Raw genomic sequence first — 13,749 nt, forward strand, 5'->3', positions numbered from 1 at the left:
GTGGAACAGCAGTATGTGCCTGCAACGTCGCAGGTCGGGGAGGCCCACGGCGGATTTGCGCTCTCGTCGGCACAGCGAGGAATCTGGTTCGCCCAGCATCTGCTCGGCGACATCCCGCTGACCATCGCTCAGTACGTCGACGTGCGGGGCGAGTTCGATCCGGAGATCTTCGCCGACGCCGGCGCCGCCACCGCCCGGGAACTGGGCACCGGCATGCTCCGCATCCTCGAGGTCGACGGGCATCCTCGCCAGGTCATCGACCACACCCTCGAGGACCGCGCCACGATCCTCGACCTGCGCGACGAGGACGATCCCGAAGCAGCGGCGCTCGCCTGGATGCGGGCCGAGTACCGCACCCCCCTCGACATGCTCGAGGACCGGTTGATCGTGTGCGCCGTCCTGCGCATCGCCGACGACCGCCATGTCGTCTACACCCGGATCCACCACATCGCTCTCGACGGTTACGGGGCGACCACCTTCGACACGCGCACCGCCGAGCGCTACACCGCCGCGGTGCAGCACCGTGAGCCGGCCCGCTTCGACGTGAGCCCGCTGCCGGAGATCGTCGAGGACGAACAGCGCTACCGCGCCTCGCCCCGGTTCGAGAACGACCGCGCCTACTGGGCCGAACGCATCCGCGAGCTGCCGCACCCCATCAGCCTCGCCGGACGCGCCGCACCCGTCGGTCCGCACCCCGTCCGGTACAGCGCGCCGCTGCCCGAGCGCGTCGAGGCCGCGATCGACCGGATGCTCACCGAGCGCGAGAAGCCCACGACCTTCGCGACGGCCGTCGCCGCCGCCTTCGCGGCCTTCCTCGCGCGCGTCACCGGCGAGACCGACGTGGTCCTCAGCCTCCCGGTCTCGGCGCGCACCACCGTGCGCCTGCGCCGATCCGGCGGCATGGTCTCCAACGTCGTCCCGATCCGTGTCGCCGTCGAACCGGACGGTACCCGCGACGACCTGATCGACCGGATGCAGCTCGAATTCACCGGGGCGCTACGTCACCAGCGCTACCGGCACGAGGACATGCGCCGCGACACCGGTTACGGCAGCACCGATCGCGGCTTCTTCGGGCCCGCGGTCAACGTCATGATGTTCGACCACGAGATCCGTTACGGCGATTCGGTCGGACGCCGGCACGTGCTGAGCACCGGCCCGGTCGACGACCTCTCGCTCAACATCTACCCGAGCGCGCCGGGCCAGCCCGCCCACATCGACCTCGAAGCCAACCCCCACCTGTACACGATCGACGAACTACGCTCGCACCACACACGATTCGTCGAGTACCTGGCCGAATTCGCCGACTCCGACCGCGCCATCGGGACGCTCCCGGTGCTGCACGACGACGAACGCGAGAGCCTCGTCCCGTATCGCGGGCGGCCCGCGCACCCCGCGCGGTTGTTCGCCGACTTCCTCGCCGCCGGCGTGCGCCGCAATCCCGACGGTGTCGCGATCGTCGACGGCGACCGGCAGGTCACCTACCGCGAACTCGACGACCTCTCCGATCGCATCGCGGCGCAGCTCGTCGACGCCGGGGCCGCCCCGGAGACCTTCGTGGCCCTGAGCATGGACCGCAGCGCCGACGCGTTGATCGCGGTGTGGGCGGTCGCGAAGACCGGCGCGGCCTTCGTCCCGATCGACCCGGCGCTTCCCGGTGATCGGATCGCCTACATGGTTCGTGATTCCGGCGCGCAGCTCGGACTCACCGTGCGCGACCGCTTGATGGACCTGCCGTCCGGGCCCCGCTGGATCGCCGTGGACGACCCGATCCCCTCGAGCATCGACGTCGGTGCAGGGCGTTCGCGGGCCGTGCCGGAGAACCCGGCCTACATGATCTACACCTCGGGCTCCACCGGCACCCCGAAGGGTGTGGTGGTCACCCATCTCGGGCTCGCGACCTTCGCCGCCGACGCCCGCCCCGAGCTCGCCCTGGGCGCCACCTCACGGATGCTGCGGTTCTCCTCCGCGAGCTTCGACGCGTCGATCTTCGAGATGCTGCAGGCCTTCAGCGCCGGGGCCGCCATGGTCGTGGCGCCGCCCCACGTCCTCGGCGGCGACGAACTCGTCGACGTCCTGCGCACCCAGCGGGTCACACACATCGTGTCGGCGCCCACCGTGCTCAACACCGTCGACCCCGTCGCGCTCCCCGACCTCGAGGCCGTCGTCGTCGGCGGCGACGTGTGCACCGCCGACCTCGTCGAACGATTCGCTCCCACTTGCCGTTTCACCAACAGTTACGGCCCCACCGAGACGACGATCGTCGTCACCGCCGGCGAGCCCCTTGCCCCCGGAGACCCGATCACCATCGGCCGTCCCCTCGACGGTGTCGTCGCCGTCGTGCTCGACCGTCGCCTGCGACCGGTGCCCGTCGGCTTCGTCGGCGAGTTGTATCTCGGCGGACCGGCGCTCGCCCGCGGCTACCATCGCCGTCCCGGGCAGACCGCAGACCGGTTCGTGGCCAACCCCTTCGACCCCGGAACGCGCCTGTACCGCACCGGCGACGAAGTGCGGTGGACGCCCGACCATCAGCTCGATTTCGTGGGCCGCTCCGACTTCCAGGTGAAGATCCGCGGTTTCCGCATCGAACTGGGCGAGATCGACAACGCCCTGCTCGACCAGGACGGCGTCGACTTCGCCACGACCGTCGTGCACGACAGTGGTAGCTCCGTGGTCCCCGCGTCGTACGTACGTATGGACTCCGGCACGGCTTTCGACATGCAGGCACTGCTCGACGGGGTCGCCCGCGTCCTGCCGTCCCACATGGTGCCCGCCGCGATCGTCGAACTCGCCGAGATCCCGGTGACCCCCGCCGGCAAGCTCGACCGTGCCGCGCTGCCGGCACCGCAGTTCGCCACCGCCGAATTCCGTGCCCCGGAGACCGAATCCGAACGCCTCCTCGCCGAGGTGGCTGCCGGACTGCTCGACGTCGAGCGCATCGGCGTGGACGACTCGCTGTTCGCTCTCGGCGCCGACAGTATCGTCGCGATGCAGTTCGCCGCCCGCGCCAAGGCCGCCGGGCTGCACATCACCGCCCGGCAGATCTTCGAGCACAAGACGATCGCGGCACTCGCGCGGGTCGCCGCCGCCGTCCCGACCGCCCTCGTTCTCGACGAACTGCCCGGTGGGGGAGTGGGCGAGATCCCGATCACCCCGATCGTGCACGAGATGCTCGGTCGCGGAGACCATTCCACCTTCGCGCAGGCCGTGCTCGTGTCCACCCCGGCCGACCTCACCCACGAGCACCTGCGGGCTGCGCTCGGCGCCGTCGTCGCCCGGCACGACATCCTGCGCTCGACATTGCGCGACGGGCAGTGGTGGACGCGCGCCGAACTGCCGGACCTCGACGCGTGGATCACCCGCGTCCCCGTCGCCGACACGGCCACCGCGGAGGCGCTCGTCGACGACGAATGCGACTCGGCCGCACACGACCTCGATCCGCGGTCCGGTCCGGTGTTGCGGGCCGTGTGGTTCGACGTCGCCGAGGCGGGAGAGCAGGGCCGGTTGCTGCTCGTCGCGCACCACCTCGTGGTCGACGGCGTGTCGTGGCGGGTACTGCTGCCCGACCTCGGTCAGGCGTGGATGCAGGTCGCGGCAGGGCAGACTCCCACTCTTCCCGAGGTGGGCACCTCCTACCGCCGCTGGGCGCACGCTCTGCACGACACCGCCCGCGACCGTGCGGTCGAGATCGACCACTGGACCGAAACCCTCGGTGGTGCAGTACCTCTGGCGGGAGCTGCGCCGCTCGATCCGGAGATCGACACCCTCGCGACCACCGCGACCGTCCGCGTCGACCTCGACCCCGCCGTCACCGACGCGGTGCTCACCCGGCTGCCCGAGCTCTACGGCAGCGGCACCGCCGACGGACTGCTCACGGCTCTCGCCCTCGCCGTCGCCCAGGGCGGACAGCGGTCGCTGTTGCTCACCCTCGAAGGACACGGACGCGACCTCGACGCCACCGGCACCGTCGATCTCGCTCGTACCGTCGGCTGGTTCACCAGCGCGTATCCCGTGCGCATCGACCTCGCCGACGATCTCGACCTCACCGACGCCACCGCCGGAGGGCGCGCGAGCGCCACCGCGATCAAGACGGTCAAGGAGCAGCTCGCCGCCGTCCCGGACAACGGTGCCGGATACGGCATCCTGCGGCACCTCGACCCGGAGACCTCGCCGGTCCTCGCCGCGCTGCCCACCGCGCAGGTGTCGTTCAACTACCTCGGCCGTCTCACCTCCGGCCACATCGCCGACGAGATCTGCGAGATCGGCTGGGTGCCACTCGAACTCGACCTCGATCCCAACCGCACGTCGCAGATGGCCGCGGCGGTCGCCGTCGACATCAACGCCATGGTCGTCGACGGACCCGACGGCCCGCACCTCACCGCATCGTTCACCTACGTGCCGCGGGTGATCTCCGCCGAGACGGTCGGTGCGCTCGCCGAGCGGTGGCAGGACGCGCTCGTCGGCCTGGCCGCGCACACGCAGCGACCCGACGCCGGCGGCCTCACCCCCTCCGACGTGCCGCTCGTGCACACGCACCAGCAGCAGATCGAGCAGTGGGAGAACCGCTTCGGACGGCTCACCGACATCTGGCCGCTCTCGCCGCTGCAGAGCGGCCTGGCCTTCCACGCCGCGTTGTCCGTGAACGCGGTCGACGTCTATACCGCACAACTGCGGCTCGACCTCACGGGCGACATCGATACCGGTCGCTGGCAGGGCGCCTTCGTCTCCCTCCTGGCCCGCCACGCCGCGCTGCGGACGGCGTTCGTGCACGATGACACCGGAAACCCGGTGCAACTCGTGCTGGACCAGGTCGAGATGCCATGGCGAGAAGTCGATCTCACCGGTACCGCCGACGTCGAGTCGTCCTTGGGTGCACTCCTCGACGAGGAACGATTCGCGCGGTTCGACCTCACGCGCCCGCCGCTGATGCGTGCCGTTCTCGTCCGGCTCCCCGGACAGCGCGCCGTCCTCGCCCTGACCAACCACCACATCGTGCTCGACGGCTGGTCGATGCCGCTGCTCGTGCGCGAACTCCTCGTCGGGTATGCCGCCGGTGGGCAGGCGGCACTGCCCGCACCGGTGTCCTACCGCGACTACCTGGCCTGGCTCGACCGGCAGGACACCGAACGGGCCCTCGACGCGTGGGCCGAGGCGTTCGCCGACCTCGACGAACCCACGCTGGTCGCGCCCGGCTCGGCCGATGCCGTCGACGACGCGCCCGTCCAGATCGACATCGCTCTCGGCGCCGACGACATCGACGCCCTCGGACAGCTGTCGCGTCGCACCGGTGCGACGCTCAACACCATCGTCCAGACCGCCTGGGGCCTGCTGCTCGCCCGGCACTGGGGCGCAGGCGACGCGGTGTTCGGCGCGACCGTCTCCGGGCGGCCCGCCGACCTCCCCGACGTCGAGAACATGCTCGGCCTGTTCATCAACACCCTCCCGGTTCGGGTGCGGATCGACGAGACCGAGAGCGTCGCCGACCTCGTGGTGCGCCTGCAGGGCGAGCAGACCGCCCTGCTCGACCAGCAGTTCGTCGGCCTCGGCGCGATCCAGGACCGCATCGGCGCCGGCACCCTCTTCGACACGCTGACCGTCTTCGAGTCGTATCCCGTCGACCGCGCCGGGTTCGACGAGAACACCGACATCGCGGGCATGCGCGTCACCGACCTCGACGCGCGCGACGCCACGCACTATCCGCTCTCGCTGATGGCGCTGCTCGAACCGCACCTGCGGCTGAGCGTGCGCTACCGCACCGACGTATTCGACGCCGAGACCGTCGACGAACTCGCCAGGCGCTTCACCCGGATCCTGAAGTTCGTCGCTTCGCAGCCGGATGGCGTCGTCGGCGACGTCGACGTGTTCCTGCCCGGCGAACGCGAACGAGTGCTCGACTCCTGGAATCGCACCGCGCATTCGGTGCCCGGCGGCGACGTCGTCGCAGAGTTCGAACGGCAGGTCGCGCTGCGGCCGAGCGCGCCGGCAGTGGTGGCCGACGGGGCGGTGCTGACCTACGCGGAGTTCGCCGCAGACGTGTATCGGCTCGCCCGCGCACTTCTGTCCGAGGGTGTGGTTCCGGAAACTCTTGTCGCCGTGGATGTTCCGCGGTCGTACGACCAGCTCGTGGCGATCTACGCCGTGCTCGTCGCGGGTGGTGCGTACGTACCGGTCGACCCCGACCAGCCCGCACAGCGCACCGCCCACGTCCTCGCCACGGCCGCACCGCACCTCGTGCTCGCGACCGACGAGACCCGCCACGGGCTGCCCGCCGACCTGCGGGTGCTCGATGTGTCCGAGGCCGACGGCTACTCCGGCGACCCGCTGACCGGCGACGAACGACCCACGCTCCGGCCCGGCAACCTCGCCTACGTGCTGTTCACCTCCGGCTCCACCGGCCGGCCCAAGGGTGTCGCGGTGACGCACGGAGCGCTGCACAACCAGCTCGCGTGGATGCGCTCGGCTTTCGCGCCCGACGCCTCCGACGCCGTGCTCTACAAGACGCCGGTCACCTTCGACGCGTCGGTATGGGAGTTGTTCCTGCCGCTGCAGAGCGGGTCGCGCCTGGTGATCGCCGACCGCGACGGGCACGCCGACCCCGCCTATCTCGCCTCCGTCGTCCACCGCGAAGGCGTCACCATCGCGCAGTTCGTGCCGTCGGTGCTGGATCTGTTCGTCGCCGAGGTGGAGCATGCCGGGATCGACGCGTCGTCGTTGCGCGCGGTGTTCTCCGGTGGTGAAGCACTCCGGTCGACGACCGCTGTCCGGGTGCGCGAGGTGCTCGGCGCCGAAGTGCACAACCTCTACGGGCCCACGGAGACGACCGTGCAGGTCGCGCACCGGGTAGCGGGTCGTGACGACGCCGAACAGGTGCCGCTCGGCCGGCCCGTGTGGAACACCCGCTTCCTGGTCCTCGACTCCGCGCTGCGTCCGGTTCCCGTCGGGGTGCCGGGCGAGCTGTACGTGGTGGGCACGCAGGTCGCCCGCGGCTACCAGGCCGGTGCCGCCGTCACCGCAGACCGCTTCGTCGCGAACGTCTTCGGGAACTCCGGTGATCGGATGTACCGAACCGGCGACCGCGTGCGGTGGAACCGCGACGGCGAACTCGACTACCTCGGCCGCACCGACTTCCAGGTGAAACTCAACGGTCAGCGCGTCGAACTGGGCGAGATCGAGAGCGCGCTGCTCGCGCACCCCGGCATCACACAGGCCGTCGTCACCCTGCGCACCGGCCGGCACGGCGACCATCTCGCCGCCTACGCCGTCGCCACCGGGGACGGCCCGGACGAGAACGCGGTGCTCGCCACCGTCGCCGACCGTGTGCCCCGGCACATGGTGCCGTCGGTGCTCGTGCTGCTCGACGAACTGCCCGTCACCGCACACGGCAAGATCGACCGAGCGGCCCTGCCGGAACCCGACGTCGACGCCACCGCCGCCTACATCGCGCCGCGCACCGACACCGAGGTGGTCGTCGCCCGCATCATGGGTGAGCTGCTCGAGGTCGAGCAGGTGGGGGCGTCGTCGAACTTCTTCCGGCTCGGCGGAAACTCCCTCGGCGCAACCCGGCTGATCGCCCGTGTCAACGAGACGTTCGGCGCGACCATCGGGATCCGCGCGCTGTTCGACGATCCCACCGTCGAAGGCCTCGCCGCCGCCGTCGACCGTGTGCGCGGCACCGGGGACGGGCAGACCGTCCCGACGGCCGGTCCGCGCCCCGACCGGATTCCGCTGTCCCCGGCACAGACCCGCATGTGGTTCGTGAACCGCTTCGATCCCGGCTCCGGCGCCTACAACGTCAGCGCCGCCCTGCGGCTGCGCGGCGATCTCGACCTCGATGCCCTGCGCGCCGCGGTTGTCGACATCCTCGATCGGCACGAGACGCTGCGCACGATCTACCCGGACTCCGGTGCCGGGCCGTACCAGAACATCCTGTCCGTCGACGATGCGCTGCGCGATCGGCCCGTGCTCGTGGCCGACACCGAGACGGTCGCGGAATCCGACCTCTCGGAACGCCTCCGGAAGCTCACGGCACGCGGGTTCGACATCACCGTCGAACCGCCGCTGGAACTGACGCTGCTCGAGTGTGTCGACGGCAGCCACGTCGTCGTGATGGTCGTGCACCACATCGCCATCGACGGCTGGTCCACCCAGGTCCTCGCCACCGACCTCGTGCTCGCCTACTCGGCACGGGCAACGGGGCGGGCACCGATGTGGGAGCCGCTGCCGCTGCAGTACGCCGACTACGCGCTGTGGATGCGCGAGTTGCTCGGCGCACCGGGCGAACCCACCGAGATCGCCGCGCGCGAACTCGACTACTGGACCACCACTCTCGCTGGTTCGCCCGCCGTCCTCGAGCTACCGACCGACCGGCCGCGACCCGCGAGCTCGTCGTTCCGGGGCGCGGCGGTGCCGTTCACCGTCGACGCCGACATCGTCCGACGCCTCGACGACTACGCCCGGAACCACGGCGTGAGCCGGTTCATGGTGCTGCACGCCGCGCTCGTCGTGCTGCTCGCGCGGCTCGGTGCAACCGACGACGTGTCGGTGGGCACGCCGGTCGCCGGTCGCGGCGACCGGCGCCTCGACAACCTCATCGGCATGTTCGTCAACACCCTCGTGCTGCGGACACCCGTCGACCCGGCCGCGGGCTTCGACGAGATCGTGGCCGCCGTCCGCGACATCGACCTCGATGCCTTCGCACACGTCCAGGTGCCGTTCGAGCAGGTCGTCGAAGCCGTCGACCCCGTGCGCTCGCAGAACAGCGCACCGCTGTTCCAGGTCGCGCTGTCGGTCGAGGAAGCGCACCCCAGCGACCTCGAACTGCCCGGGCTGCGGGTCGAACCGATCGTGCCCGATTTCGGCATCGCCAAGTTCGACCTCGAGTTCACGCTCCGCGACGACGCCGGCGCCCTGGCCGGCACCCTCACCTACGCCACCGACCTGTTCGACGCATCCACCGCCGCCCGCACCGCCGAGCGCTGGAACCGCACGCTGGCGCTGCTCCTCGACGACCCGCGCACCCCTGTCGGGGACCTGCCCTATCTCGATTCCGGCGAGACCGCACGAGCACTCGACGCGGCCCGGCCCGAACCGATCCGGATCCGGACGCTGCCCGACATCCTCGCCGCCGGTGTCGTCGCGTCGCCGCACGGCGTTGCGGTGATGGACGAGACTCGGCAGCTCACCTACCGCGAACTCGACGAGCGTTCCAACGCGCTGGCCCGCGTCCTCGTCGCCGAGGGTGCCGGGCCGGAAACCGTTGTGGCGCTGGCCTTCGAACGGACCATCGAATCGCTGGTCGCGGTGTGGGCGGTCGCGAAGACCGGCGCGGCCTTCGTGCCGATCGACGTGAAGCTCCCCGTCGACCGCATCGCCTTCATGCTCTCGGACTCGGGTGCTGCCTTCGGCCTGACGATGAGCGATGTCGCTCCGTCGGTCGACTTCTCCTGGCTCTCTGTGGATTCCGGGGATGTTGTCGACCGATGTGCTGCCGCCTCTACCGAGGCCGTCGGCGTCGGCGTCGTACCCGATTTCGCGGCCTACATGATCTACACCTCCGGATCGACCGGCACCCCGAAGGGTGTCGTGGTCACCCACCGCGGACTCAACGCGTTCACTGCCGAGTGCCGCAGCGAACTCGGGCTTACCGCGCAGTCGCGGGTGCTGCGGTTCTCGTCGGCGAGCTTCGACGCGTCGGTGTTCGAGATGCTTGCGGCCTTCGGGGCGGGAGCGACGATGGTGGTCGCGTCGCCCGAGATCGTCGCCGGCGCCGACTTCGAATCATTCCTGCTGCGCCACAACGTCACCCACGTACTTACCGCGCCGGCCGCGCTCGGTGGCGTCGACGCCGCGAGACTGCCGGACCTCGAGGCCGTCGTGGTCGGTGGCGACGTGTGCCCGCCCGACCTCGTCGAGCGGTTCGCGCCGCGCTGCCGGTTCTTCAACAGTTACGGCCCCACCGAGACCACCATCGTCATCACGATGACCGATCCGCTGGTCGTGGGCGGTGCCATCACCATCGGACGGCCCATCCGGGGTGCGGGCGCGGTCGTGCTCGACGCACGTCTTCAGCCGGTGCCCGACGGAGTGCTGGGTGAGCTGTATCTGGCGGGGCAGGCCTTGGCCCGTGGCTACCACGACCGGCCCGGCATGACGGCCTCGCGGTTCGTCGCGAATCCCTTCACCGGTGGGCTGATGTACCGCACGGGCGACCTCGTGCGCCGACACGTCTCGGGCGAACTCGACTTCGTCGGCCGCAGCGACGCGCAGGTCAAGCTTCGCGGTCTGCGCATCGAGCTCGGCGAGATCGAAGCGGTGCTGAGCCGTCAGGGCAGCGTTGCGCACGCCGTCGTGGACGTCTACCGCGACGCCCACACCGGCGAACGGCTCGTCGGCTACGTGGTACCCCGGATCGGCGCCGATGTCGACGCCGATGCGCTGCGCAGCGCCGTCGCCGACGTCCTGCCGTCGTACATGGTGCCTTCGCAGATCGTGCCGATCGAGACGGTGCCCGTCACAGTCAACGGCAAACTCGACCGCACGGCCCTGCCCGCACCCGACCCGGTCACCCGCGAGTTCCGTGCCCCCACCAACCCCGTCGAGGAGACGGTGGCCGAGATCGTCGCCGAACTTCTCGGCGTCGAACGCGTGGGCCTCGACGACGACTTCTTCGCGCTCGGCGGCAACTCGCTCATCGCGACCCGTTTGGTGGCCCGGATTGGGGAGGCGCTCGGCACCACGGTGCCGGTGCGCGCGGTGTTCGAGGGATCGACCGTGCAGGCGCTGGCCGAGACCGCCGGCTCGCACCTCGGTACCGGGGAGCGGGTGCCGCTCGTGCCGCAGGAGCGCCCCGAACGGGTGCCGCTGTCGTACGCCCAGCAGCGCATGTGGTTCCTCAACCGCTTCGATCCGTCGTCGCCGCTCTACAACATTCCGCTCGCGGTGCGCCTGCGCGGCGACCTCGACGTCGATGCCCTCACCGCCGCCGTGCGCGACGTGCTCGACCGGCACGAAGCGTTGCGGACGGTGTTCCCGGAACACGAGGACGGACCGGCGCAGCAGCTTCTGGATGTTCGAGAAGTGCCGCTCGACCTCACCCCGATCGCCACACCCGACGCCGACGCGGTGCACGCCGCGATCGCCGAGGTGCTGGGACGCGGCTTCGACGTCACCCGCGAGGTCCCCATTCGTGGAGCGCTGTTCCGGGAGAACGACAGTTCGCACGTGCTCGTGGTGGTCGTCCACCACATCAGTGCCGACGGTGCGTCGACCGTTCCGCTCGCCCGCGACGTCCTCGTCGCCTACTCCGCACGCCTCGACGATGTGCCGCCGTCCTGGGAACCGCTGCCGGTGCAGTACGCCGACTTCGCGCTGTGGCAGCGGACCGTGCTCGGCGACCCGCGCGATCCGCAGGCGCCGATCGTCCAACAGCTCGCCTACTGGACCGCCGTCCTCGACGACACCCCGGCCGTTCTCGAGCTACCCGCCGATCGGCCGCGACCCGCGGCGGCGTCCTACCGGGGCGCCGACACCGGCTTCCGGATCGCACCCGACGTGCTCACCCGCATCGACCGGCTCGCCCACGCCCACGGCGCGACCCGCTTCATGGTGCTGCACGCCGCGCTCGCCGTGTTGCTCGCGCGTCTCGGCAACACCGACGACGTGTCGGTCGGCACGCCCGTCGCCGGTCGTGGCGATCGTGCCCTCGACGACCTCGTCGGCATGTTCGTCAACACCCTCGTGCTGCGCACCCGCATCGATCCCGCGAGCTCGTTCGCGGAGTTCCTCGAACAGGTCCGCACCGCCGACCTCGCAGCCTTCTCTCATGCCGACGTGCCGTTCGACCAGGTGGTCGAGGCCGTCGATCCGGTGCGCTCGCAGAGCCATTCGCCGCTGTTCCAGGTCGCGCTGTCGCTGCAGAACCAGGGCATCGGCGAATTCGAACTGCCCGGGCTGCGGGTCGAACCGCTCGAAGCGGATCTCGCCATCGCGAAGTTCGACGTCGACATCGCGCTGCGTGAGGACGAGAGCGGCGGACTGATCGCCGAACTCACCTACGCGACCGACCTGTTCGACGAGGCGACCGCCGCCGGCCTCGCGGCTCGGTGGGTGCAGGTGCTCGACGCGAGTACAGCCGACCCGACCGCTGCCGTCGGCGACATTGCGCTCCTGTCGGATCCCGAGACCGATCGGGCGTTGGGATGGTCTGTTCCTGCACCGTTGCCGCAGAAGACCTTCCCGGAGATCCTCGCTGCCGGTGTCGCGGCGAACCCGGACGGGGTCGCCGTGGTGGACGGCGACCGGCAGCTCACCTACACGGAACTCGACCGCGCATCCAACCGGCTCGCACACAAGCTGGTCGACCACGGCGCCGGTCCGGAAACTGTGGTGGCACTGTCGTTCCCGCGTAGCCTCGACGCCGTCGTCGCGCTGTGGGCCGTGGTCAAGACCGGCGCGGCGTTCGTACCCGTCGATCCCGCGCTCCCAGCAGCGCGTATCGCATACCTGCTCACCGATTCCCGTGCCGTTCTCGGACTCGGCGACGGGCCGTCGCATGTGCCGTGGCTCGGTGTCGACGCCGACGATCATTCTGCTGCGCCGCTGACGCCAGCGGTGAGTGCGGAGTCGGCGGCGTACATGATCTACACGTCCGGCTCGACCGGCACTCCGAAGGGCGTCGTCGTCACCCATCGCGGTCTCGCGGCGTTCACCGCCGAACACCGCCCCGAACTCGGGCTCAGCGCCGACTCGCGGATGCTGCGGTTCTCGTCGTCGAGCTTCGACGCATCGGTGTTCGAACAGATCTCGGCGTTCTCCGCCGGTGCCACGGTGGTGATAGCTCCTCCGGAGATCGTCGCCGGTGTCGAACTGACCGACCTGGTGCGACGCGAACGCATCACCCACGTCATCACCGCGCCCGCTGCGCTCGGCACCGTGACTCCCGACGACCTGCCCGACCTCGAATCCGTGGTGATCGGCGGCGATGTGTGCCCGCCGGAACTCGTCGAGAAGTTCGGTCCCGTCTGCCGTTTCGTCAACAGCTACGGTCCCACCGAGACCACCATCATCATCACCGAGACCGCGCCGCTCACCCCCGGCGACCGCATCACCATCGGTGCGCCCATCGAGGGTGCCGGCGCCGTCGTCCTCGACGCGCGTCTGCATCCCGTGCCCGACGGCGTCATCGGAGAGCTGTACCTGTCGGGTGCCGGCCTCGCGCGCGGCTACAACGCGCAGCCGGGGCTCACGGCGGCGCGTTTCGTCGCGAATCCCTTCACCAGCGGACTCATGTACCGCACGGGCGACCTCGTGCGCCGCACCGCGACCGGCGAGCTCGACTTCGTCGGCCGCAGCGACGCTCAGGTACAGGTGCGTGGCCTGCGCATCGAACTCGGTGAGATCGAAGCGGCCCTGAGCCGAGCCGACGACGTGGCCCAGGCCGTCGTCGTCCTGCACAGCGACACGCGGACCGGTGACCGGCTCATCGGCTATGTCGTCCCGGCGACCGGTGCCGCAGCCGATCCGCAGGCGTTGCGCGATCGGCTCGCCGACGAACTGCCGTCGTACATGGTGCCCACGCAGATCCTCGTGCTCGACGCACTGCCGATCACCGTCAACGGCAAGCTCGATCGGAAAGCGCTGCCCGTCCCCGGTTTCGAGGCGCGCGCCTTCCGTGCTCCCGAGACGCCGGTGGAGCAGACGGTCGCGTCGGTCTACGCCGACCTGCTCGGTGTCGACCGCGTGGGCCTCGACGAC

General features: G+C 70.4%; 1 protein-coding gene (running past one end of the window). It reads left to right on the top strand.

Annotated features, from left to right (window positions below):
* Positions 1–13,749: the beginning of a non-ribosomal peptide synthase/polyketide synthase gene (locus GON09_RS22325; protein WP_213933782.1), read on the top strand. 16,785 nt of this gene lie beyond the right edge of the window; the window shows 13,749 of its 30,534 coding nt (coding positions 1–13,749); it begins with the start codon at positions 1–3; its stop codon lies off the right edge, out of view.

This window comes from Rhodococcus sp. B50, from assembly GCF_013602415.1.
Lineage (GTDB): Bacteria > Actinomycetota > Actinomycetes > Mycobacteriales > Mycobacteriaceae > Rhodococcus.